Source organism: Mesobacillus subterraneus (genome assembly GCF_003937825.1).
Lineage (GTDB): Bacteria > Bacillota > Bacilli > Bacillales > Cytobacillaceae > Mesobacillus > Mesobacillus subterraneus.
Genome location: NZ_RSFW01000017.1, coordinates 109,122 through 130,130, shown reverse-complemented (window position 1 = coordinate 130,130; position 21,009 = coordinate 109,122). Strand labels below are relative to the sequence as shown.

General features: G+C 42.2%; 29 protein-coding genes, 1 pseudogene and 1 riboswitch. Of the genes and pseudogenes, 17 read left to right on the top strand and 13 right to left on the bottom strand.

Going from position 1 to position 21,009, the window contains the following annotated elements; translation table 11 throughout:
* Positions 1 to 307 precede the first annotated feature (307 nt).
* Positions 308 to 1,069: a 3D domain-containing protein gene (locus EJA10_RS15130; protein ID WP_125480855.1), complete on the top strand. Its 762-nt coding sequence runs from the start codon at positions 308 to 310 to the stop codon at positions 1,067 to 1,069.
* A 40-nt stretch (positions 1,070 to 1,109) separates the two neighbouring features.
* Here the strand turns inward: EJA10_RS15130 and EJA10_RS15125 are convergent, their stop codons facing one another.
* A complete protein-coding gene (locus EJA10_RS15125; protein ID WP_125480854.1) occupies positions 1,110 to 1,889 on the bottom strand; it encodes a hypothetical protein in 780 nt (259 codons plus the stop codon).
* Positions 1,890 to 2,040: 151 nt separating this feature from the next.
* Between EJA10_RS15125 and EJA10_RS15120 the strand changes: the two genes are divergently transcribed.
* Positions 2,041 to 2,796, top strand: coding sequence for a TraR/DksA C4-type zinc finger protein (locus EJA10_RS15120; RefSeq protein ID WP_125480853.1), 756 nt, complete (start codon positions 2,041 to 2,043; stop codon positions 2,794 to 2,796).
* 141 nt (positions 2,797 to 2,937) lie between these two features.
* Entirely contained in the window at positions 2,938 to 3,783 is an 846-nt protein-coding gene (locus EJA10_RS15115) for a YihY/virulence factor BrkB family protein (RefSeq protein ID WP_125481015.1), read from the top strand.
* Between the two features lie 60 nt (positions 3,784 to 3,843).
* Here EJA10_RS15115 and EJA10_RS15110 read toward each other — a convergent pair whose 3' ends face one another.
* On the bottom strand, positions 3,844 to 4,095 hold the full coding sequence (locus EJA10_RS15110; RefSeq protein ID WP_125480852.1) for a sigma-G-dependent sporulation-specific acid-soluble spore protein CsgA: 252 nt from the start codon (positions 4,093 to 4,095) through the stop codon (positions 3,844 to 3,846).
* A 3-nt stretch (positions 4,096 to 4,098) separates the two neighbouring features.
* Positions 4,099 to 4,299: a hypothetical protein gene (locus EJA10_RS15105; RefSeq protein ID WP_125480851.1), complete on the bottom strand. Its 201-nt coding sequence runs from the start codon at positions 4,297 to 4,299 to the stop codon at positions 4,099 to 4,101.
* 145 nt (positions 4,300 to 4,444) lie between these two features.
* Between EJA10_RS15105 and EJA10_RS15100 the strand changes: the two genes are divergently transcribed.
* Complete coding sequence (locus EJA10_RS15100; protein WP_125480850.1) at positions 4,445 to 5,578, top strand: zinc-dependent alcohol dehydrogenase; 1,134 nt, start codon at positions 4,445 to 4,447, stop codon at positions 5,576 to 5,578.
* Positions 5,579 to 5,784: 206 nt separating this feature from the next.
* Here EJA10_RS15100 and EJA10_RS23815 read toward each other — a convergent pair whose 3' ends face one another.
* A complete protein-coding gene (locus EJA10_RS23815; RefSeq protein WP_246017825.1) occupies positions 5,785 to 5,946 on the bottom strand; it encodes a hypothetical protein in 162 nt (53 codons plus the stop codon).
* Here EJA10_RS23815 and EJA10_RS15095 point away from each other — a divergent pair.
* From EJA10_RS15095 to EJA10_RS15075, 5 genes are all read left to right on the top strand, one after another.
* On the top strand, positions 5,872 to 6,684 hold the full coding sequence (locus EJA10_RS15095; protein ID WP_246017820.1) for a nuclease-related domain-containing protein: 813 nt from the start codon (positions 5,872 to 5,874) through the stop codon (positions 6,682 to 6,684). The genes EJA10_RS23815 and EJA10_RS15095 overlap by 75 nt on opposite strands.
* A gap of 289 nt (positions 6,685 to 6,973) precedes the next feature.
* Entirely contained in the window at positions 6,974 to 7,231 is a 258-nt protein-coding gene (locus tag EJA10_RS15090; RefSeq protein ID WP_125480848.1) for a hypothetical protein, read from the top strand.
* 63 nt (positions 7,232 to 7,294) lie between these two features.
* The gene (locus EJA10_RS15085) at positions 7,295 to 7,894 is read left to right on the top strand and encodes a class I SAM-dependent methyltransferase (RefSeq protein ID WP_125480847.1); all 600 of its coding nucleotides are present in this window, start codon (positions 7,295 to 7,297) and stop codon (positions 7,892 to 7,894) included.
* 64 nt (positions 7,895 to 7,958) lie between these two features.
* Positions 7,959 to 8,387: a ferritin-like domain-containing protein gene (locus tag EJA10_RS15080; protein WP_125480846.1), complete on the top strand. Its 429-nt coding sequence runs from the start codon at positions 7,959 to 7,961 to the stop codon at positions 8,385 to 8,387.
* 174 nt (positions 8,388 to 8,561) lie between these two features.
* Entirely contained in the window at positions 8,562 to 9,491 is a 930-nt protein-coding gene (locus EJA10_RS15075) for a c-type cytochrome (protein WP_125480845.1), read from the top strand.
* A 38-nt stretch (positions 9,492 to 9,529) separates the two neighbouring features.
* Here EJA10_RS15075 and EJA10_RS15070 read toward each other — a convergent pair whose 3' ends face one another.
* The 5 genes from EJA10_RS15070 to EJA10_RS15050 all read right to left on the bottom strand — a co-directional run bounded on the left by EJA10_RS15070 (position 9,530) and on the right by EJA10_RS15050 (position 13,694).
* Entirely contained in the window at positions 9,530 to 10,309 is a 780-nt protein-coding gene (locus EJA10_RS15070; protein WP_125480844.1) for an energy-coupling factor transporter transmembrane component T family protein, read from the bottom strand.
* Positions 10,296 to 11,987 carry an ABC transporter ATP-binding protein gene (locus EJA10_RS15065; protein ID WP_125480843.1) on the bottom strand — a complete coding sequence of 564 codons (1,692 nt, stop codon included), beginning with the start codon at positions 11,985 to 11,987 and terminating at the stop codon, positions 10,296 to 10,298. Before EJA10_RS15065 ends, EJA10_RS15070 begins: the two co-directional genes overlap by 14 nt.
* Positions 11,971 to 12,567, bottom strand: coding sequence for an ECF transporter S component (locus tag EJA10_RS15060; RefSeq protein ID WP_125481014.1), 597 nt, complete (start codon positions 12,565 to 12,567; stop codon positions 11,971 to 11,973). Before EJA10_RS15060 ends, EJA10_RS15065 begins: the two co-directional genes overlap by 17 nt.
* Complete coding sequence (locus tag EJA10_RS15055; protein WP_125480842.1) at positions 12,567 to 13,169, bottom strand: YkoF family thiamine/hydroxymethylpyrimidine-binding protein; 603 nt, start codon at positions 13,167 to 13,169, stop codon at positions 12,567 to 12,569. Before EJA10_RS15055 ends, EJA10_RS15060 begins: the two co-directional genes overlap by 1 nt.
* A 98-nt stretch (positions 13,170 to 13,267) precedes the next feature.
* Positions 13,268 to 13,366, bottom strand: a riboswitch (TPP riboswitch).
* A gap of 88 nt (positions 13,367 to 13,454) precedes the next feature.
* Complete coding sequence (locus EJA10_RS15050) at positions 13,455 to 13,694, bottom strand: hypothetical protein (RefSeq protein ID WP_125480841.1); 240 nt, start codon at positions 13,692 to 13,694, stop codon at positions 13,455 to 13,457.
* Between the two features lie 225 nt (positions 13,695 to 13,919).
* Here EJA10_RS15050 and EJA10_RS15045 point away from each other — a divergent pair, with 225 nt between their 5' ends.
* Both EJA10_RS15045 and EJA10_RS15040 read left to right on the top strand, forming a co-directional pair.
* Entirely contained in the window at positions 13,920 to 14,108 is a 189-nt protein-coding gene (locus EJA10_RS15045; protein ID WP_125480840.1) for a hypothetical protein, read from the top strand.
* A 126-nt stretch (positions 14,109 to 14,234) separates the two neighbouring features.
* Entirely contained in the window at positions 14,235 to 14,477 is a 243-nt protein-coding gene (locus tag EJA10_RS15040; RefSeq protein ID WP_125480839.1) for a hypothetical protein, read from the top strand.
* 139 nt (positions 14,478 to 14,616) lie between these two features.
* Here EJA10_RS15040 and EJA10_RS15035 read toward each other — a convergent pair.
* Together EJA10_RS15035 and EJA10_RS23435 are read right to left on the bottom strand one after the other, a co-directional pair.
* A pseudogene (locus EJA10_RS15035) lies at positions 14,617 to 15,188 on the bottom strand (transposase); the annotation flags it as partial.
* A 503-nt stretch (positions 15,189 to 15,691) separates the two neighbouring features.
* A complete protein-coding gene (locus EJA10_RS23435; protein WP_170169158.1) occupies positions 15,692 to 15,847 on the bottom strand; it encodes a hypothetical protein in 156 nt (51 codons plus the stop codon).
* A 210-nt stretch (positions 15,848 to 16,057) separates the two neighbouring features.
* Between EJA10_RS23435 and EJA10_RS15030 the strand changes: the two genes are divergently transcribed.
* The 3 genes from EJA10_RS15030 to EJA10_RS15020 all read left to right on the top strand — a co-directional run bounded on the left by EJA10_RS15030 (position 16,058) and on the right by EJA10_RS15020 (position 17,347).
* Positions 16,058 to 16,486: a hypothetical protein gene (locus EJA10_RS15030; RefSeq protein ID WP_125480838.1), complete on the top strand. Its 429-nt coding sequence runs from the start codon at positions 16,058 to 16,060 to the stop codon at positions 16,484 to 16,486.
* Positions 16,487 to 16,554: 68 nt separating this feature from the next.
* Positions 16,555 to 16,800 (top strand): hypothetical protein, encoded by a 246-nt coding sequence (locus EJA10_RS15025; protein WP_125480837.1) that lies wholly within the window; start codon positions 16,555 to 16,557, stop codon positions 16,798 to 16,800.
* A gap of 40 nt (positions 16,801 to 16,840) precedes the next feature.
* Positions 16,841 to 17,347, top strand: coding sequence for a mismatch-specific DNA-glycosylase (locus tag EJA10_RS15020; protein WP_125480836.1), 507 nt, complete (start codon positions 16,841 to 16,843; stop codon positions 17,345 to 17,347).
* A 94-nt stretch (positions 17,348 to 17,441) separates the two neighbouring features.
* Here the strand turns inward: EJA10_RS15020 and EJA10_RS15015 are convergent, their stop codons facing one another.
* Positions 17,442 to 17,909 (bottom strand): GNAT family N-acetyltransferase, encoded by a 468-nt coding sequence (locus tag EJA10_RS15015; RefSeq protein ID WP_125481013.1) that lies wholly within the window; start codon positions 17,907 to 17,909, stop codon positions 17,442 to 17,444.
* The gene (locus tag EJA10_RS15010; protein ID WP_125480835.1) at positions 17,887 to 18,393 is read right to left on the bottom strand and encodes a VanZ family protein; all 507 of its coding nucleotides are present in this window, start codon (positions 18,391 to 18,393) and stop codon (positions 17,887 to 17,889) included. The genes EJA10_RS15015 and EJA10_RS15010 overlap by 23 nt, the downstream gene beginning before the upstream one ends.
* Before the next feature lie 289 nt (positions 18,394 to 18,682).
* Here EJA10_RS15010 and EJA10_RS15005 point away from each other — a divergent pair, with 289 nt between their 5' ends.
* The 3 genes from EJA10_RS15005 (at position 18,683) to EJA10_RS14995 (ending at position 20,964) form a co-directional block, all read left to right on the top strand.
* Entirely contained in the window at positions 18,683 to 19,120 is a 438-nt protein-coding gene (locus tag EJA10_RS15005) for a peptidylprolyl isomerase (RefSeq protein WP_125480834.1), read from the top strand.
* Positions 19,121 to 19,341: 221 nt separating this feature from the next.
* Entirely contained in the window at positions 19,342 to 20,076 is a 735-nt protein-coding gene (locus tag EJA10_RS15000; protein WP_125480833.1) for a hypothetical protein, read from the top strand.
* A gap of 24 nt (positions 20,077 to 20,100) precedes the next feature.
* Positions 20,101 to 20,964, top strand: a complete 864-nt coding sequence (locus EJA10_RS14995) for a DUF3307 domain-containing protein (protein ID WP_170169157.1) — start codon at positions 20,101 to 20,103, stop codon at positions 20,962 to 20,964.
* Positions 20,965 to 21,009: the final 45 nt, after the last annotated feature.

Here is a 21,009-nt window from a genome sequence, read left to right as displayed (position 1 = left end):
TTTTTCATAGAAATATGCACAAGTGACCCAAGTTTAGTTTAATGAAAGCCAAATTTTTTTAAAAGGTGAGGTGGAAGTTCGTCGGAAAAATATGGGTAAGGATGAAATACATAGAATAATTTTCAAGTAATCTAGAAATTATACGGACAAAAGTATTATTTTAACTGAATTTTCAGAATATATGACATCTTATCGTTATAATTCTGTTATTCTCGTAACTAAACTTAAATATGCTTGTTCTTTTTCTCCAGAAATTCTATGTTACGATAATTCACGTGATAAAAATTAGCCGATGGGAGGCAAACAAATGAAAAAGTCATTATTATCATTGGTTGCTGCTGCGGCAATTTCTGGAGCTGCCGGCACACAAGCACAGGCAGAGGAAATCGTCGTACATAAGGGAGATACACTTTGGGGTATTTCAATGGAATACGGCGTATCAGTAGAGTCCTTGAAAAAATGGAACAATCTATCCAGCGATGTAATTCATCCAAACGATTTATTAGAAGTTTCTCCAATTAAGTATGCACAAGTCAGAAAAGGGGATACTCTCTGGAATATTGCAAAATCATATGGAGTATCAGTTAATGAAGTTAAAGAATGGAATAAATTATCTTCTGATATCATCCATCCAGGAATGAGTCTGGCTATCTACACAGATATGCCTGCAGAAATTAAAACAAAAAAAGCCAATACCGCTAAACCAGCGGCAACTCCAGTAGCAGCACCTGCAGCACAACCAAAATCAACTCCGGCAGCATCAAAGCCGGCTGCATCATCAAAACAGATTACTGTGGAAGCGACAGCTTATACAGCCAATTGTGAAGGATGTTCTGGTATTACCAAGACAGGTGTAAACCTGAAAACAAATCCTGATGCCAAAGTTATTGCGGTTGACCCATCCGTCATCCCGCTTGGAACTCGTGTGCATGTCGAAGGATATGGTTATGCAACTGCCGAGGATATCGGCGGAGCGATTAAAGGAAATCGCATTGATGTGTTCATCCCTAGCCAGAGCGGTGCACTTCAATGGGGAAGAAAACAAGTGAAAGTTACGATTTTAGATTAGAATAGTGAAAGCATTGGCAAAAAGCTGCCAATGCTTTTTTTTAGTTTTCCTTTTTTACTTTTGTCTTAAACGTTTTTCCATCGATCATTTTCCTCTGGGATAAACTGGGTACGATAAGATTTAGGAAAAACTGGGTGAATTTTGTATACTGATGTTCTATTTTATCCATAATGGCCGTTGCTTTTGCTGATAAAGAAGTATTGATCTCGCCAAGCTGATCGCTAATGGTCCCGCTGGCTGCATCTTGTTTGTCCAGACGTTCCATAATGGTTTCGTGGAAAATTCCCTGTAAATCATCATGCTTAGTGATGATGTTTTGGAGTTCCTCCTGTTTCTTCGCCTGTACAACCAGTGCGGTGGTGACATCCTCGTATTCAAGGAGTTTCCTGTTCAATTCCTGGATCATCGCTTGCTGATGGGCAAGCTGGTCAAGGATAGCCTGATTGGTCAATTCCTTGCTTAAAAACGCCTTAGCAAATTGCTCATGCATTCCCTCCAGCTTAAGGAGCTTTTCATCAATGCCGGAAGTGGATTCCTTTTGTTCAGATATATTCTCCATTACTCGTTCCGAAATATTCTCCTGCTTCGTCAAGAAAGAAATCAGTTCTTGGAATTGGGTATACTGTTCATGACGGTTTTTCTCCAGGGAAGCATCAAAATGGGTAACACTTCCGGTCAATTCATTGTTCAATTTTTGCTGTTCATTCAGTACTTCCTCCAAAAAGTTAAGGCGATATAGAGACTGATTGCTTCGCTCAGCTGCATTTTCATCCCTGTTAAACACCAGCGGTGAAACAGATCCGTTTACAAAAAGTGGCATAGGCATCACTCCAGATAGTAATTAGTCATATATACTATGACTATTGTGGAAAAAATGGTACTTGTTGAACAGCTAACACTTATTACCTTTTATTAAATACCGGCCGTTGCAGCAAGCTAAGAAAAAAGCATTAAAGAAAGGAGCAGCTGATATGCTTACAAATGGCCAGCTGTCGGCATTCAAGGCAGAGCTTCTCAATAATAAAAAGGATCTGGAGTCCCATCTTGACGGCAATGACCACTTCGATTTGACAAGCGGCCATGCCCATGAGTCAACCGGCGAGCTTTCAAGCTATGATAACCATCCTGGGGACGAAGGTACTGAATTATATGAACGCGAGAAAGATATCGCATTGAACGATCATGTCGAATACCAGATCCAGAATATCGAGAAAGCACTCAATGCGATTGAAAAGGGAACATACGGAAAGTGCGAGGTATGCGGAAAAGATATTCCGTTTGAACGCCTTGAGGCGGTTCCTGAAACCACTTTTTGCATCGAACACACGCCAGACAGGACTGTATCCCATAACCGTCCGATTGAAGAAGGGGTATTGATGCCGCCCTTCGGAAAATTTGATTTGGACAATAAGGACGAAAATGTCGCCTATGATGCAGAGGATTCCTGGCAGGAGGTTTCGAGCTGGGGAACTTCGGAGACTCCTTCGGATTTTGTCACACCACAGGACAATTATAATGATGTCTATATTGAATCAGAAGAGAATGTCGGTTATGTCGAGGACTTCGAAAACTTTGTGGGCAATGATATTACTGGAAAAGAAATTACCGTATACCCCAATAAGCAGCATGAAAAATATGAAGATGAGTTGGATCAGGAAGGGATCATGACGACATTTGGAGACCTTCCTGCTTACGAGCATGACCCATATGTGGAAGATGATAAATAAAGTAATATGGCCGCCCTTTCAAAAGGCAGGCCTTTTTTCATTGTCTTTACTGGGTTAATTTATCATGATTAAAACTCTCCATGGCAGGGAAAAGAGAAGCATACAGGATGCCAACGAGAGGTGAGTTATTTGAAAGAAAAGATGATACAATACGGAAAAACACTTATGAAGGAGCTGAAAGAGGACCAGGCTACGGGCTTGGCTGCGCAACAAGCATACTATTATATGCTGGCGCTGTTCCCGATGCTGATTTTATTAATCGCAATTGTTCCATATCTAAATATCGATCCGCAAAAAGCAATTGATGTCGTGAATAAATTGCTCCCATCCGAATCGGCCCAGCTGCTCAGGGAAAATGTAATCAAACTGGTGAGCGAACGGAATGGCGGATTGCTGACATTCGGGATCATCGGAACCATCTGGTCAGCGTCCAATGGCATGAATGCTTTCATAAGGGCAATGAATATTGCCTTTGACGTCAAGGAAACCAGGTCATTCATTAAAGCCAGACTTGTATCCATCATGCTGACAATTGGCTTGATTTTAGCCTTTGTCGTCGCGTTATTGCTGCCAGTATTCGGTAAGGTCATCCTGGATGGAATCCAGGCCTTCATCCATATACCTGCCCCATTTGATGTGATTTTCAATGTGGTAAGGTGGATCGTGGCCTTTGTTGTCATGGTAGCCGTCATTGCCGGATTGTACAAGGTCGCACCAAACAAGCACTATCCATTTAAACATGTCATTCCGGGAGCTATTTTCGCCACAATTGTTTGGCAATTGATCTCACTTGGGTTTTCATTCTATGTCAGCAACTTTGGCAACTACTCAGCCACATATGGAAGCCTTGGCGGTGTCATCGTCCTGATGCTATGGTTGTTCCTGACTGGGCTTGCCCTGGTCCTTGGCGGGGAAATCAACGCGATTTATCACAGAGATAAAACAGGCGAGCCAATCGAAGAAACAACAACCACAGCAAGAGGATAAAATGAAAAAACAGCAGATGATCTGCTGTTTTTTTTTCTGTATTTTAACGAGTTCCAAAAATCAAAAAAGCAATTCATATACTTCGTTCAACTGATGCGCACGTTCTTCATCAAGCTCGTTCTTGGCATATTCAATCGCTTCAGGAAGTATTTTGTTCAAAAATTCGATTTCTTCCATTGTCAGATGTTTAACGAAAGCGCCTTCGGAAGGATAATTTCCCTCTTCCAGCCTTTTATATATTTTTTTACTGAGTGGATAGGTTTCAGTATAATTTGAAACAATCTCGCGCAGATATGCCTGTGTCTTCTCCATGTTCTACTCCTCGAAATATTCTTTGAATTTTTCAGAATCCGTAACCTGATCGTTCCTGTAATAAGGGTTATCCTCAGTAGCGTCACTAGGATCCAGATTTGTTTTTATCACCAGCTGGGGGCCAGTGGCGGGCTGTGCAATCATCCTGTCTGACAGTTCCTTAAAATCGGGCATTTTTTTATTTCCTGGTTGTTTAGGGTCCAATTTTCTACACCTCCATCATTTAAGGTGCTTAAATAAAAGGCACATTATGTACAAGCTAATTATTGGTAAGTCTTCCAAACATGTTTTTTCTAAATATCCATAGGGAAAAATTGAAATGTACTTTATAAGAATGGGGTGGCGAATAGTGAAAGCAGTTACGTATCAGGGTTCTAAAGATGTACAGGTGAAAAATGTTGAAGCACCGAAAATCGAACATGAAAAGGATATGATCGTAAAAATAACTTCTACCGCGATTTGCGGGTCAGACCTGCACCTGTATCAAGGGAATATGCCTCTCCGTCCAGGATACATTATTGGGCATGAACCGATGGGAATTGTAGAAGAAGTTGGGCCTGCAGTACAAAATGTCAAAAAAGGAGACCGCGTCGTCATTCCTTTTAACGTTTCCTGTGGAGAGTGCTTTTACTGCCAGAACCAGATGGAAAGCCAGTGTGACACCACGAATGATTATAAAGATGCAGGCGCCTACTTTGGATATACAGAACAATACGGCAACCACCCCGGCGGACAGGCTGAATACTTAAAGGTGCCTTATGCGGACTTCACTTCTTTTGTCGTACCAGAATCTTGTGAATTAGAAGACGAGTCGCTTTTATTCCTTTCAGATGTCATTCCAACAGCATGGTGGAGCGTTGAACATGCGGGGGTAAAGAAGGGAGATACTGTCATCGTTCTTGGCAGCGGACCTGTTGGGTTGATGACGCAAAAATTTGCCTGGATGAAAGGGGCAAAGCGGGTCATAGCTGTTGACCATCTGGATTACAGGCTGCTACATGCAAGAAAGACGAATAATGTGGAAATTTTTGATTTTACCCAGGAGGATGACCCAGGGAAATTCCTTCAGGATTTGACTGATGGCGGTGCAGATGTCGTCATCGACTGCGTCGGCATGGATGGGAAGAAATCAGCAGTGGAAAAAGTCGAACAAAAATTGAAGCTACAGGGTGGTACTTTGTCCGCCATTGAAATAGCACATACTGCAGTTAGAAAGTTCGGTACAGTGCAGTTGACAGGCGTTTATGGCCTTAGGTATAACATGTTCCCGCTAGGCAGGTTCTTCGAGCGGAATATCACAATGAAAATGGGGCAGGCGCCAGTCATTCATTATATGCCTAAGCTTTTCGATATGGTCGTTAATGGCGAATTTGATCCGACCGACATCATTACTCATAAGATTCCATTGGAAGATGCTGCAAAAGGATACGAGATTTTCAATGACCGCAAGGATGATTGTATTAAGGTCGTGTTGAAGCCGTAGGAATGTCCTATGGAAGACTGTTCAAACCTAAATTCATCGCTGAGACAGGCCGTGTGCCTGTCTTTTTGTTGAGGAAAGCAGGAATTTGTCTTTTCTTGCTGAATAAGCAATTAGACTAAATAAAGGAGTGATAGATTTTGATTGTAAAAAGAAGATCAATACCATTAAGAATTTTAATTGACGAAGCATTATTGCGAAGGCTTCCTCTAAACCATCCGAAGCGGGCTGAAATCTTGCAGGATTTGCTGATCAGAAGAGCCGGCCTCAAAGGTGAGCAGGACCTCGATTACCACATCAACCTCCTCCACGAAACCGACTTTCACATTTTTCAAAGTATCCGCCTTCCATATGGTAAAAACTTTTTCCAAATTGACTTCCTTTTGTTATCCCCTAAATTCATCCTGTTAATTGAAGCGAAAAATATGCCAGGTATCATCGAATTTGAACCAGTTCTGGGGCAAGTTATCCGCACATACAATGAAAAGGTTGAAACGTACGAAGACCCCCTTTTGCAGGTGAAGCGCCAAAGAGAGCAGTTAAGAAGATGGCTGCAAGACCACCATTTCCCCTCCATCCCCATCGAATTCATCGCAGCTTACAGTAATTCAGCAACTACTCTCAGAAATTCCACTAGCGACAGAGAAGTATATGAGCGGGTTTGCAAAGCAGGGAAACTCGTGTTCAAAATCGAGGAGTATAAGCAGAAGTACAGCCATAACTTCTTAACCGATAAAGAATTTAAAAAGATCAGCAAGCAAATCCTTAAAAGCCATATACCGGAAGGTTCCCATCTCCATTTGTTTAATATTGGTCGATCAGATATACTCCCCGGAGTTTCTTGTCCAAGCTGCCACCATATTCCTATGAAGCGAGTTTCAGCAAATTGGCTCTGTACATCGTGTGGGGCAACCTCCAAAGATGCACATCACCAGGCGGTCGCAGATTACTTTCTTTTGGTCAGCCCAACTATTTCTACTAAACAATTTAAGGAATTTCTATTCTTCCCCACCAGGAAAATGGCAGCAGATGCAATTGGAAAGATGGGATTAAAACCAATAGGAGGGAAACGAAATAGGGTTTATATCAGGCCTGAATCGACCATTTAGATACTGCTGGCTGCCCCTAGTGTTTCCCATATTTAGTTAAAAAGTAAATTAAAATAGCAAAAAGATTCATTAATTCTGGAAAAAGGTTAATTAAAATTGGTTATTGGTAAATTAAGCGAAGAAAAAAGTAAATTAACTCGAAAAAAAAGTAAAATAAACCTTTTTATGCGGTAAATCTCCACGTTGGCGCTCCTCTCTTCCTTCATATTCCCAATTATTTTCGATTAAAATGACAAAAGGGTTTTCACTTATCTTCCCCGGAGACCAATTTAAGGGGGTTTTTTAAAATATGGCCAATCAAGGGTGTGTTTATGAAATCCAGCTGTCAGATCTAAGAGAGATGGAAAAAGGGATTGCAGGTCACAATTTTCATCTGTTTCATGCCCTTAGCAATAAACAGGGCATTCTTGTTGGAGTGGAGCCGTTTGAAGTAGAGTTTCATTTCGGCTTAAGCAATGGGCTTAAGGAAAAAATGCCGGAAATCAAAGAAAAAATTCGAACGCTGATTCATGGCAAAGCAGCTGAATATACAAATGGACATGGTTAAGAAATAGCTTTTCCAGGTCATTTTTTTTATAATGATTAAAAATGTAAGATAAGGAGCTTAATTGTGGCAAAATTGTTTGCAAGTTTGTATGACACACTTATGGGGCCGCTTGAAAAAAGATGGATTGCCCGGATCAGGAAACGGATTGTTTCAGGACTTGAAGGGAATGTACTGGAAATTGGTGCGGGAACAGGAGCCAATATCCCTTATTACTCTCAGGAAAAAGTGAGCAGGATTGCTGTTGTGGAGCCTAATCCCTATATGATTGAACAAGCGAAACATAAGGCAAATGGTTATCGTATACCGGTTGAATTTCACCAGGGAATGGCTGAAGCACTGCCCTTTAAGGATGGCGAGTTTGACACAGTGGTCGCTACCTTGGTTTTGTGTTCAGTCAATGATCCGGCACAAGTATTCAGTGAGATCCGGAGAGTATGCAAAAAAGGCGGCAGAATTGTCCTGTTTGAGCATGTCAGAATGGAATCCAGCTACCTTGCCGCTTTGCAGGATGTACTCACCCCTGCTTGGAAGAGGCTTTGCGACGGCTGCCATCTTAACCGTGATACAGGCCGATACATGAGAGAATCAGGAATTAATATAGTAAAAGAAAAGAAGTATTTAAAAGGGATATTCATTGAGTTTGAGGGAATCAATCCGGAATAATTAATACAGGCACAGTAAAATTACCTCGCCATAAACTATTACAGATAGTTTTGGGAGGTTTGACATGTATCCTTATTATAATCATTACAGACAGAATCAAAAGCTGATCAATGATGTTGCGAAAGCCATAAATGGCGAATATAGTGCGACGGTTTGTTATGCAAAACTTGCTGCGATGGCACCGAATTCTGAACAGCGTAATCAAATAAATGAGATTTTAAATGATGAAAAGCGTCATTTACAGCAATTCACTCAGATCTACACAGCCCTTACCGGGAGACAGCCGCAGATGCAAATTACGGAGGAATGCGCTGATACGTATCTCGAAGGCTTGGAAGCTTCCTTGAAAGACGAGCAGGAAACAACCGATTTTTATCTTGATATTGCAGACGAAGCTGCAGACCCTATGATAAAAGAAGTATTTAGGCGTGCTGCACATGATGAACAGAATCACGCTGTATGGTTTTTATACTTTTATGTTAAAGAGAAGTAGGAAATGGTTTTAAAGAGAAGGAGGAGCCGGAGTAATCCGGCTCCTTTTTCCTATTTTTATAGTTTTCACTATTTCTACATATTTAACTCATAAATATCAGCGCTGCCTATACTAGAATGGGTATATAGGAATTGCTTATATACTTTGATTATAGTACATAAAGGAGGAAGCAAAATGAAAAACAGTCTAGCAATCATCATTGGATTTTTAATTTTCGGTTCATTATTCGTTGGCTGGAAAATAAGTCAGGATCTCGGGCCCTCTGAGAAGTCAACTGCACCTCAGCCACAAACAGGAGGCGTAAGCCAGATAATCGAATTCAACCCGCCAAGCATGGAGAATGTGCCTGAGGGCCCGCTTGGCGAAAGCATTAAATATGGGTACGAATTAATGATGGAAACCAATACAGTGGCAGATGAGTATGTCGGTAACAATCTGTCCTGTGCAAGCTGCCATGCCAATGGCGGAACTGTGAAGGAAGAAGCACCGATGGTCGGTTTAACAGCGGTCTACCCGGAATACAGGACGCGTGAAGGAGAGGTCTATACACTTGAGGATCGAATCAATGGATGTATGATCCGCAGCATGAACGGGAAAATGTTCCCGGAAGACAGCAAGGAAATGCGCGCCATGATTGCTTATTTGCATTATATGTCTGAGGGGATTCCTGCTGGAGCTGACATTCCCTGGAGAGCGGCCAAAGAACCAAAACAGTATCCGGTTCCTAGTGCAGAAGATGGAGAAAAGGTTTACGCACAGTCGTGCGCAAGCTGTCATGCTGTTGATGGATCTGGTACAGGTCCAAACACAGGTCCTGCAGTATGGGGTGAAAACTCCTTCAATGATGGAGCTGGAATGTCAAGGCTGACGAAAATGGCTGGATATGTCCAGAAGAACATGCCTAAGGGCCAGGGAGGCGCACTATCTGACCAGGAGGCAATCAATGTAGCCGCATATATTCTCTCGCATGACAGACCGGAATTCGCTGGGCATGAAAATGATTGGCCAAAAGGCGGAAGGCCGGCCGACATCATGAACAAGGAAAAGCGGGAGCAAGTCAAAGATGGCACAATCAACTGGGAAGAAGTTCTTTCAGTGAAATAACATCAAAAACCCCAGCACTTCATTGTGCTGGGGGTTTTTTATAGTTCGCCTCTATAAAGTGAAAGATGGCCGAGCTTGAAAGACACATAAACACTTAGGATCACCACACCAATGAGCATACAGGAGAGCAGCCAGTCCTTTTTTGTTACAGGAATCACTTTATAAAACTCTCTATTCGGCTCTCCGGTGAATCCTTTTGATTCCATAGCAATTGCCGTTCTTTCCGCTTTTCTGATGCCGCTGGCAAGCAGAGGGATGGCGTATTTCTTGATTTGTTTTATTTTATCTGAAAGAGTATGAGACCTGCCTGCACCCCTAACCCGATGAGCGCCTCTGATGATTTCCATTTCCTCCTTCATCAATGGCAGGAATTGATAGCCTGCCATGATTGAATAAGCAATCTTTGGCGATAGCCTGCATTGCTGCATAAGGCTAAGCAAGAAATGGATTGGATTTGTTGTAAGTGCAAACAGAAGGGAAAGGGAAGCAAAGCTTAATACCCTTAATCCGAGTGATATACTTCGCTCTAATCCTTCTTCTGTGACTGTGATGAATTGCCATTCCCATAGGATGTGATCACCCGGATCTACCCGTGGGAATAAGAGGGCTGACCATACATATACCACTGCCATAAACAGAAAGGGCAAGAACAAAAAAATCCATTTTTTAAAGCTGACTTTACCAAAGATAAAGGTGATCGCAATCGTTAATAAGAAACTTAGCAACGGTGTGACTGGGTCGAAGAAAAACGATAGCATCAAGATGCCAACTACTATACTCAAGGCTTTTATGCTTGGATTCATCTCATTTAACAGCATACAGTCCCTCCGAACAAAGCTGTGCCATCTTTTCCATTTCCCTTAGAAAAGGAAGCTTTAATCTGGACTCAGCTAAAATTTCCGGCGCATCCCATAATTTCGATGGAGAGTCACAGAATAACATCCTCCCTTCACCAAGTACCATTACCTTATCTGCATATCTATCAATCAAATCCATATCGTGTGTGATCATTATGATGCTGCCTGATTCAGGTACGGAGTTTACTGTGAACTCCATAATTTCCTTTGCGGTAAGGGCATCCTGGCCAAAAGTCGGCTCATCCATGATCAGCACTTTCTGGCCGTTAATCAGCATAACCGCTACACTCAACCTTCTTTTCTGGCCCTGGCTCAAAGAGAAAGGATGGTTGTGCAGTTGGTCAGTCATACGCAGGGTTTTAAGGATATCGTTGATTTCAAATGCTTGAGTTCCATGTATGCTGGCTTCCAGGCTATAGTTGATTTCATCCAGCACGGAATCAGCTACGAATTGATGTTCGGGATTCTGAAAGACATATCCAAGCCGCGCCCATTTTTCTTCTTCACGCCATTGTTCTAACTCGTCTCCATAAAATTTGATTTCCCCTGCCGATAAAGGAAGCAAGCCGGCCAGGCATCTGGATAACGTTGTTTTTCCTGAACCATTAGAACCTGCAATGGCAAGGAATTCACCTGCTTTCACAGATAAAGAGATTTCTTTTAATAAAGCTTGATGGTTTTTTGTATAACTGATTTTATTTAGTTCATAAATCATAACTGGACTGTCAGTCTTTTCACTGATCCTGTCCTGTTTTAAAAACTTGATCGTGTCAGTAAGCCGACAGCTGCTTTGAATAATCTCTTCAATTGTCAGAGGGAGACTGGAAGTGTTCAATAAATCAGCTTCCAGCAGTTTCAATCCAGCCTCCACGGCACGAGGCAGCCATATGCCTTCCTGGGCAAGCAGCCTGGCGTGTTCGGTAAAACAAACCCGAGTGGGCCCATCAAATATTAATTCTCCTTCAGAATTCAAAATCAAGCAGCGTTCAACCATTTCCAGCCAATAATCAAGATTATGCTCAATGATCAGAATGCTGAATGAATGTTCACGCCTGAGCTCCTTCAACGTTCTCACCAACTCCAGACCAGAAGCAGGATCCAGGTTCGCTGTTGGTTCATCAAGGATTAACACTTCAGGTTCCATGGCAAGGGCGCAAGCTATTGCAAGCTTCTGTTTCTGGCCGCCTGAAAGGGAATGGATCATCCTGTGCTTGAATGCTATCATGTCAACATACTCCAGGGCCGAATGTATTCTTGCTTCCATTTCTGATCTGGGTGTCTGCATGTTCTCCAGCACAAATGCCAGTTCTTCCTCGACAGTCAACATACAAAACTGGGCATCCGGGTCCTGCATGACGAGTCCTATTCTTTGATTAAGTTCACCAGGTTGGAAAGAGGATACATCCCTTCCTTGAAACAGGATATTTCCGCTTTGGATTCCATCTACAGATGAAGGATACAGGTTATTAAGGCAGTAGGCGAGTGTACTTTTACCCGATCCGCTTGATCCCAGCACAAGGATTGCCTCGTTTTCATGTATTTCAAAACTGATATTTTTCAGTACAGGCTCCTGATCTTCATCAAAACGGAACAATAAATCTGAGACTTGAAGAAGGAGTTCATTACGCTGAAATTTCATGATTCTGTTTCGCCTTCCTTACTTCCTTTCCAATAGGGAAGCTGTTCAACGCACCAGTACGTGCAAGACTGTCACTTATGTACTTGCCCAGAAGGCCGGCAAGGATCGCTCCACTTGCAAGTCTCACAATGAACATTGCTGTTACATAACCAGGGGACAGGGCCGAAAAACCACCTAAAAAGTATCCCCATACAAAGCTGGTGACCGAAGAACCCATCCCAGCTGCCACAAGCACCCATAGTGAATAGTTCTTCCACCTCGTTGCTGCAAAAGCAGCCTCTGCTCCTAGTCCTTGAATAATCCCGGCAAGAATCAGTCTGGGGCCCACTGCGTTACCCAGCATAACCTCGATTGCTGCCGCAATTGTTTCTGACATAACAGCTGCTCCGGGCTTCCTGATGATATAGGCAGCAATGATTGAAACGATGAACCATATGCCAAATATCAGATCATAGCCGATCAGTCCGAACATCCCAACAAGGACATTGCCAAGTTGAAGGAAAAGGAGATAAATGACACCGAAAACCACGGCCAAAACAGACATGACGACAACTTCACGAAGCTTCCAATTTCCAAGCATCATTGACCCGCCTTCCGTGAAGGGCTGTTTGCTGACATCGTGACCGTCATTACGATATGTGTTGAGTCACTGTTCCTTGCTCCTTCAAATGCATTTTCCAAAGCCGAGAAAACTTTATTGCCGTCTCCATCCAATCTTGAGGCATAATGAACACCGCCAGAGAAGACGCCCTGCTGATCAACGGTCTTGACCTGATCCATGATGACATCCATATAACCCGGGATCCCTAAAGGATAAAGTGCGAATTGGACTGCAACCTCTTGTTTGATGGAATTGGATAGCCGCTCATTGATCCTTAACGAATCTTCGGCCATGTATGTATCGCCAGCAGTATCACCAGGGCAGCCATTTGAGAATGTAGCATTTAGAACGACATGTTCACCACCGGCGGCGGATGTTAAAAAAATGGCTTTCACCACGTCAAAAACATGTTCAGACCTTCCGCGGACACAGGTGCTGACATCGTCTGTTTCCATCCAAACTTTCTTTGTATCGACCTCCTTCAGTGCTGACAGAATAATGTCGACGAATCGGTCGGACATAGGGTAGAGCGAAAACCTTGCTCCTGTAATTTCACTTGTACCGCAAACATTTTCTTTCATTCGTTCCAACTCCCATTGAATTTTTTAACAACAAAAAACTGCATCCAGCGTAGTGAATGCAGTTGAATGCTATCGTATTAACATGGGAAAAATAACGATGAGCTTCGCCTGCACTTCCCCACGCTGGTATTATCCAGATCGGGTCATAAGGGTCAGAACAACGTTCTTCTCAGCAAAAAGCTCCCCTAGTGCAATAAACTATGCAGTTGTTGTTTTCCACATCATCTTAAAATAAATCTTTGTAGTTGTAAATGAAAAATCAAAAATTTACTATAATCCTACTAATCAGTCGCGGAAGACCTTTCGATGGCGGTAAGCATCTTCGGTGCCCAAGTCTTTGTTCAAAAGCCATTCCATTTCCTCCAACACCTGCTTTGTTACAACTGGATCCTGAATAGACCAGTTCACGGTATAAACAAAATAATAATCCTTGATCCGGCGGAACAAAACGACTGAATTGGGAAAGGCATCAAATTGAGCTTTAATATTATACCTTCTTGTGTAGGACCAATTTGTCAGTTTCATAGTAGATTCTCCAGACATTTTTTCCTTTTGATTGATTTGCTATAAATTTACCCTTTACGCTTATATGGGAAACAAAGGTTAGGTGTAAGATCATGTTACATCCTGCTGGAGTGTGCTAAAATAGAGAATGTTGCCAATCAGTTAGCGACAAATATCAACAGGATATCTGATTGCTAGCAGTTGATAGATTGTGAATTTTAAAGAATTTGGAGGGAAACCATTCCGATGAAAGAGCCCCAGAGAATTCAATTGAATGTAAGAGTAACAAAAGATACAGCAGACAAACTTGATGAAATTGTAGATTACTATCAGGAAAATACGAAGATTGGCAGAATTTATAAAGGCGATGTCTTGACAGATATTATTGAAAAATCATATGACATCATGCAGAAGCAGAAAAGATTGAATCGATAACCATTAGAAGTGTGACAAATTGTCAATATGTAATTGTGGCAAAAATATGAACAAGATGATACACTAGACAATAATGAGTCGTATTATTTAAATAATCTGATAATTATGATGAGGTGGTTATTGATTATGATGCGAATGGCGATTGCTGGTGTAGCAGGTTTTGTTCTTGTGTTCATTGAGTCATATATTGTAATGGTCATTAAACAATATGAGGCAGTTGATTTTGGCGGGATTGCTCCTTTTGTAAGTGTATGGACTATGAATTTCTTCCTTGTCTTCTCCATCCTTACCCATATTAAGTTTTGGTACGAGGAACGGGAAGCGCAGCGTGAGGAAGAAGCTGCCGAACGGGACCGTTTCATCAGTTAGTGGATTGCATTAATAAAGAGAAAGGCAAAAGCCTTTCTCTCAGTTTGTAGACAAAAGGGGTTCGGAATGCTCGCATTCCGAACCCCTTTTTGAGATTTCATCGGTTTTTCAAAGAAAATAGATTCTCTTTGCTTTACTTTTAGGCCATTACTGGACTTCTCCATGTCCAGTTGGCCATCTTCTTCAGGTTCAAGGCAGCGAAAGTAAGCATCGCCTGCATCGACTATTTTTTAAGCCCCCTCAGGGTTGTCCAACGCATGCCATGCTTTTCTTTTGCATCTGCGAATACGCGCTCGATGGTTTCTTTGCGCTTCGCATAGATTTGTTTTACTTCTGGCTTATGCCTCAAGTGGTCTGCCTCTTCCACATACTCCTGCCAGATATGACGCGTTACTACCTTTTGGTGATCCTTGCTTTCTGTGCATTACGCTAAAAAAGGGCAGATGGCGCAAATCTGTTTGGGGGATTTATATTCACGATATCCCTCTTTCGTTGTGGTCGAATACTTCAGGACCTCTCCGGCAGGACACAAATAACAGTCGTAAAATTCGTCATAAACATAGTCATATTTACGGAAGAATCCATCCTTCGTCCTTTTGGTCGGGTATAAGGCAAAGCCGTTGAGAGTTTAATCAAGATAACAGGGTCAATGCTTGGGCGTCCTACTTCCGAATACACATCCTTCACCAAGTCATAAATGAAAGAAAAATCAATGGCAGCTTCCATCTTACGGACTAAATGTTCCTGAGGAACTAGCTGGTCTAAAGCAACCATTTCTAATTGATCACTTGGATTGGATTATTTTTCGAAAGGATCTTTATCACCTCAAGCGTTATATATCTCTATTTTAAAATAGACTTCGGTATAGTTCTACGTTAAGTTGAGAATACACTGTTGATTGGAGTGGAAGGCGCGTAGACTCCTCCGAAAATGCTACCGCATTTCCATCGTGCGTGGGTCTATTCGGAGAAGCTCTTCAGGTCCTGCGGGATCAGCTGGACAGGTGAGACCCCGCAGACGCCAACGGCGGTGAGGAGGCTCACCGCCAGCCCGGCGGAAAGCGAAGCGCCTGGAACGGAAATCAACATCCCCCATTGCAGCTCAACCAAAAAAAAAGACTGCAGACAAGCTCGATTTCCATCGAGTTTGTCTACAGTCTGAGAGAAAGGGAAAAGCCTTTCTCTTTTCTGATTATCTTTCTAAGCCTATATTAATTATTTGGTGCTGTTTTCGTTGCTCAATCGGTCTTTCTCCGATTCCTCTGCTGCTATTCTTAACTCCGCAAAAAATAGCTGGTCATTGCATACCATGCTATGCTCCTGCTCGTCATTCCTGACCTGGGTTTGTTGCTCTCGTTCATGTCGATCCATTTTGTTGGTCCTCCTTCATGGTGTTTCTCTTTCATTTCCCTTTTTGTAAGTATTCATGCAGTAATCTTGAGTTTTCTTGTGTGAACTGAAATATGTAGCTTTTCACGTTCACTTTTATGTAAGTATTTTACATAGAACGGCTTTTCATTCAGAACCTTTTCATGAACCGTAATGAAATGGGAACGCTAAACAAAAAACTTGAGGGAAATAATGAGTGAACTAAAGTCTATTTATCAGTTTAATGATGACGAACAGTACTTGAAAATTGAATTTGAGAACCAGCATTCCAATTTGAATTGGTCTGTACTCGTTTTTGATGAAAATTGGAGTGATCTTATCTCCACAGCAGCGGGGCTATCCGAACTTATGGCTGAGAGTGTTGCGTATGCTTATGAAGCCCTGGGGATTCGTGGAAGGATTGCCATCATGGTTGGTCTAAAGCAGGATGCCCTGGCAGAAATGATTGAAACATCATTGTTCCATTTGCAAGCTTTGCTTTTCTCTTCGGCCGTTGTTTCCCTTGAAGGTATGAGTTCTCTTGAAAGCTACGGTTTTACTACAGTGAATCTGGAGAATGGGCAGGATATCTTCATTCTGTCTTCTAATGAAGGAGGCAGTGATGCTTGCCGTTTTTTGTAGAATGCAGACTCGTATATAAACATACAAAAAGGTGAAATGATGTAGGAGTAATATAAAGGAGTGATACAATGGGTGAAAAAGAGCTTCAGAGTATGTTTGAATGGGCCGGTCTGAGTGATATATACGAACAACACGGCTATAAAATGTGGCTTAGCGGTCTTGAGGATAACATTGACTCTGAATTATTGGATCGGTTTGCAGATGCCTATTCTTTCGAGAATGCTGAGTCGATGTTCTATGATGAGTTTTTGTTTCATTTAAGGATCTTTAAGGGAATCAGCAAACATAACGAGCTTCCGCCACGGTATTGGTGAGCTGTTGCTGAATAGAAGAAGCCGGAGAGGAGATGGAGCGGTGAATACGATCTTAGACCATTTGCGGGAAGGGCTTGAAGTGATTTTTGTTGGCTTTAATCCAAGTATCCGATCATCGGAAACGGGCCATCATTACGCAAATCCGAATAATCGATTTTGGAAAATTCTTTTTGAAGCGGGGATTACCCCGAGAAAATATGATTCTGCTGAGGATTACAAGCTTCTCGAAATAGGTTATGGAATGACGAACATAGTGGCACGCCCAACGAAGGCTGCGGATGAAATCACAAAGGAGGAATACCAGGAGGGAAGAGAAGAGCTAAAGCGGAAAATTGAGGTTTACCGGCCTAAGATCGTCTGTTACGTCGGAAAAGGGGTTTATCAGCAATATAGCGGCAAGAAGGATATTCCCTGGGGGGAGCAGGAGTATTCTGTCGTTCCGGGGACGATTGATTTCGTCGCCCCTTCTTCAAGCGGGCTTGTAAGGATGAAGATGGAAGAAGTGGTTGGCATCTATAGCCATCTTCCGCTTCTGGTCAATCGTTAAAAAAGTAAATATACGAAACAATGCGAAAACAATCTTTAAAATCAGCCTGAAAAGACCCCGTAAATAAACCCCAGGGTCCTTTGTGCAAGTTGGTTCATCCTGAATCGGACAGGGACATCGATAACCGGATCATATCCCTGCACTGAATCCCATTTTCATAAATGGGTTCAGCGTAATTTCTTATGAAAAAATCACGCTCAATTCCAGTAATACGGAAGCCGGCTTTTTGGTATAGGGCGAGCTGATTGATGCTTGAATTGCCTGTCCCGATCTCGATTTGCTGATAACCTGATTTCCTCGCTACCTTCACACCATGCTTCAAGAGACTTGTTCCGATTCCTTTCCCCTGCATCGTCTCCTTGACTGCTAGATTCACAATTTCTAATTTTCCATCTGTCAGCGGCAGAAGAACGATCACCCCTACAGGTGGGCCGGTCTGGGCTTCTGCAATATAGCATGTACCGGCCTTAACATAGGCTGACACCAACTCTTCGGAAGGGTCGGCAAGCAGGAGCAGGTCCCAGGGAGGCTGCTCGTGATTACTCAGTTTTCTGATTCTCATCATTTTTCACCTTTTTTACAGCGAGCATATAGAGGAGTAAAAACAACAAATATCCAATCGCTCCACCTATTGTATTTAGGATGATATCATCAACATCGAAACTTCCTACATGGGTTGCAAATTGCAGCCCTTCCACAAGTGAGGTGGCCAGGAATACGGATCCTAGCGTTCGCCAAAAACCAATGCATCTTTTAAACAGCAAAGGCAGGAAAAATCCCAGCGGCATGAAAGCGAGGATGTTGCCAAAAAGGTTGGAAATCCAGATGCTTTGATTGATATGGGAAGATGCCTTTATGTAGTCTGAAATTGTTTTAAACGGAATGAGGTTATAGTTTTCAGCTCCTGCGGTGTTGATTTCATATGCAGCCTGTCTGTATGGACTTAAAAACAGAAGGGTCAGCGCCAGGAGAATATAGATGATAAACAATGTGTAGGATAGGTAAATTGCCCATTTTCTATACTTAAAATCTATTAAATTCAGCATGTATACTCCTTTACAGAAAAATGTAATTTTACCAATCTATTAAATGAGCAAACATAAATAAAAACCTTACGAGAGCAAGGTTTGAAAATTTCATCATTCAGCCTGCAAAAGCAGGGCCCCTGCCGTCCGTACAGTGGTTAAGTGTCCCGCAACAAGCGAAGGTTCGGCAGAGGCAGTTATATTTTAACACACTGGTGTTGAAAAAATACAATTCAAAGGTGTGGAAACTTTTATTTTTATTTTGAAAAGTGTTATGATAACAATGATTTTATCAAAGGAGATGATTCACATGGCTAAAAAAGGATACATACAAATGCAAAATGGTGAGAAAATCGAATTCGAACTTTATCCAAACGAAGCACCTGGAACAGTTGCTAACTTTGAAAAGCTCGCAAACGAAGGTTTCTATAATGGCTTGAACTTCCACCGTGTCATTCCTGGATTTGTCAGCCAGGGAGGCTGCCCGCACGGAACAGGGACAGGGGGACCGGGTTACACAATCAAGTGTGAAACAGAAGGAAACCCGCATACACACGTTCCTGGCGCGCTTTCAATGGCACACGCAGGAAAAGATACAGGCGGAAGCCAGTTCTTCATCGTTCATGAGTCACAGCCGCATCTGAATGGTGTTCACACTGTATTCGGTAAAGTGACTTCCGGTCTGGAAGCTGCCAAAGCGATGAGAAATGGCGATGTAATGGAAAAGGTCGTCGTAACAGAAGAATAAGCAACTGAAAAGAGCCGCGTAGAAAGGGTACAATTATGCCCCTGATCTATGGGCTCTTTTTGTACTTATTTACCCATTGAACCGAACGTATGCTCTTGTTAAAATGAAAAGGAAAGTCTTAATGAAGGGAACAGTCTAATTTTGAAGAGATTTGACTATACTATCTAATTTTAATAATATTAGATTATATAATCTAAAATCTAATGTTGGGTGGTATGGCAATGGTGCCTGCTTCTGTTTTCATCATGGATATTTCCAAGTCCTCTTCGGCAGCATCCGGGGATGAATTAAGCAATTATATATCGGGATTGGAACACTGGGTGAGGGATTGGTTCCAAGGAAATCGATCCATCCAGGTGAAGCATCGATCCGGGGATGAGCTGATCCTGATTGCCGAAGGGTATGCTACAGCGTTTACCGTCGCTTTTTATATCAGTCGTATTTGGAAATATGAGAATCACCAGCCGTACTTCGGTCTTGCTTTTGGGAGCATTGAAAAGAACGTGGATCAGATTGATATCGAAAAATGGATCCACCCTTTGGTTAAACAGGCTAGAATCGCCAACGACAAACTGAAAAAGCAAAAAGACAGAGAGTCATTTTTGTTTAAGGTTGAGCATCCGGAGGACGAGCTTTTAATCCTGCTGAATGGTATGGTTTCGCTCCAGCATGAATTGACTATTCAGCAAACGGAAATCCAGCGGCTTGTTTGCTCCCTTTACCTAATATATGGGAAACAGAACGCTGTAGCCGAACTTTTGGGCCGCTCTGCCCCAACGATATACAGCCACTTTAAAAAAGGGCACAGTGAGCAGATCCTCAATAGTTATCGGAAAATTAAATTGGCATTGAACTTGATTCAATCAAGAAGTAACAATGTTACAGAACCACACGATCAAGAGGATGACATAAGAAAGTATATCAGGGACAGGGTGGAAAAAATCTTCAGCCTTTAGTGGAAAGGAGCTATTATGCTTTTTTTGAGTTTAATCATAGCGCATTTACTAGCTGATTTTTACCTTCAGACAGACAAAATGGTACAAGAAAAGCTGAAGAATATTAAAAAGCATATTCTCCATCACTACCTGTTGACCACAGTTGTTTTGTCAGCAGGCTGGTTTCTTTCAGGTGATCACCAGCCTCTGCTCAGGGCTGTTGTTTGGCCTGCCATGTTCATTGCAGGAACGCATTTAGTCATTGACCTTGTAAAAATAAAAATGGTTGATGAGTACACAAACCGGGAAAACTTCAGTAAATTATGGTTTTTTATTTTGGATCAGCTGCTCCACCTTGTGATGATTATGATTGCCATTCAGTTATTCTACGGAATGCCGCTTGTTTCAAATTTTAGCAGATTCATAGAATTGCTGTTCGAGGAAGGACGGCAGTTAAGCACGGGGAGCTCAATCTTGTTTTTTGTGGTTATTTTAATTTTAGGAACTTCTGTCAGCGGACATTTGATTAGGATTCTGCTGGGCTCATTGCCTGGACAGCTGTTGACTTTTGAAGGGAAATACACGTTTAAAAATGAATTGAAGGAATCTGGGTATCCAAAGAAAAGAATGAGTGATCAAGGTCTTTCAGAGCAATATAGCTATATGGTTTTCAATAAACACGATATGTCTCGCGGAAAGCTGATCGGCTATATTGAAAGGCTCCTGGTCATCCTGCTCACGTACTATGGATCCTATCCGGCAATCGCCTTCATTGTTACCGCAAAATCAATTGCGCGCTTCAAGCAAATGGATGATCGGGACTGGGCTGAATATTTCCTGCTGGGGACATTAACCTCTATGTTCCTGGGAATCGTCTTAGGAATCTTGTTACGAGAAGTGTTGAATTAAAGGAATAAGGTGGCAGCCATATTGGTGCGCCATTTTTTGTTATTC

Excerpts from the sequence above, each read along its gene's own strand:
- EJA10_RS15050 (WP_125480841.1), bottom strand. The coding sequence starts at position 13,694 with ATGAAACTGACAAATTGGTCCTACACAAGAAGGTATAATATTAAAGCT.
- EJA10_RS15040 (WP_125480839.1), top strand. The coding sequence starts at position 14,235 with ATGATGCGAATGGCGATTGCTGGTGTAGCAGGTTTTGTTCTTGTGTTC.
- EJA10_RS15010 (WP_125480835.1), bottom strand. The coding sequence starts at position 18,393 with ATGCTGAATTTAATAGATTTTAAGTATAGAAAATGGGCAATTTACCTA.
- EJA10_RS23435 (WP_170169158.1), bottom strand. The coding sequence starts at position 15,847 with ATGGATCGACATGAACGAGAGCAACAAACCCAGGTCAGGAATGACGAG.
- EJA10_RS15075 (WP_125480845.1), top strand. The coding sequence starts at position 8,562 with ATGAAAAACAGTCTAGCAATCATCATTGGATTTTTAATTTTCGGTTCA.
- EJA10_RS15120 (WP_125480853.1), top strand. The coding sequence starts at position 2,041 with ATGCTTACAAATGGCCAGCTGTCGGCATTCAAGGCAGAGCTTCTCAAT.
- EJA10_RS15080 (WP_125480846.1), top strand. The coding sequence starts at position 7,959 with ATGTATCCTTATTATAATCATTACAGACAGAATCAAAAGCTGATCAAT.
- EJA10_RS15055 (WP_125480842.1), bottom strand. The coding sequence starts at position 13,169 with ATGAAAGAAAATGTTTGCGGTACAAGTGAAATTACAGGAGCAAGGTTT.
- EJA10_RS15110 (WP_125480852.1), bottom strand. The coding sequence starts at position 4,095 with ATGGAGAAGACACAGGCATATCTGCGCGAGATTGTTTCAAATTATACT.
- EJA10_RS15030 (WP_125480838.1), top strand. The coding sequence starts at position 16,058 with ATGAGTGAACTAAAGTCTATTTATCAGTTTAATGATGACGAACAGTAC.
- EJA10_RS15065 (WP_125480843.1), bottom strand. The coding sequence starts at position 11,987 with ATGAAATTTCAGCGTAATGAACTCCTTCTTCAAGTCTCAGATTTATTG.
- EJA10_RS15000 (WP_125480833.1), top strand. The coding sequence starts at position 19,342 with ATGGTGCCTGCTTCTGTTTTCATCATGGATATTTCCAAGTCCTCTTCG.
- EJA10_RS15070 (WP_125480844.1), bottom strand. The coding sequence starts at position 10,309 with ATGCTGTTAAATGAGATGAATCCAAGCATAAAAGCCTTGAGTATAGTA.
- EJA10_RS15045 (WP_125480840.1), top strand. The coding sequence starts at position 13,920 with ATGAAAGAGCCCCAGAGAATTCAATTGAATGTAAGAGTAACAAAAGAT.
- EJA10_RS15005 (WP_125480834.1), top strand. The coding sequence starts at position 18,683 with ATGGCTAAAAAAGGATACATACAAATGCAAAATGGTGAGAAAATCGAA.
- EJA10_RS15130 (WP_125480855.1), top strand. The coding sequence starts at position 308 with ATGAAAAAGTCATTATTATCATTGGTTGCTGCTGCGGCAATTTCTGGA.
- EJA10_RS15115 (WP_125481015.1), top strand. The coding sequence starts at position 2,938 with ATGATACAATACGGAAAAACACTTATGAAGGAGCTGAAAGAGGACCAG.
- EJA10_RS15090 (WP_125480848.1), top strand. The coding sequence starts at position 6,974 with ATGGCCAATCAAGGGTGTGTTTATGAAATCCAGCTGTCAGATCTAAGA.
- EJA10_RS15015 (WP_125481013.1), bottom strand. The coding sequence starts at position 17,909 with ATGAGAATCAGAAAACTGAGTAATCACGAGCAGCCTCCCTGGGACCTG.
- EJA10_RS15060 (WP_125481014.1), bottom strand. The coding sequence starts at position 12,567 with ATGCTTGGAAATTGGAAGCTTCGTGAAGTTGTCGTCATGTCTGTTTTG.
- EJA10_RS15025 (WP_125480837.1), top strand. The coding sequence starts at position 16,555 with ATGGGTGAAAAAGAGCTTCAGAGTATGTTTGAATGGGCCGGTCTGAGT.
- EJA10_RS15125 (WP_125480854.1), bottom strand. The coding sequence starts at position 1,889 with ATGCCACTTTTTGTAAACGGATCTGTTTCACCGCTGGTGTTTAACAGG.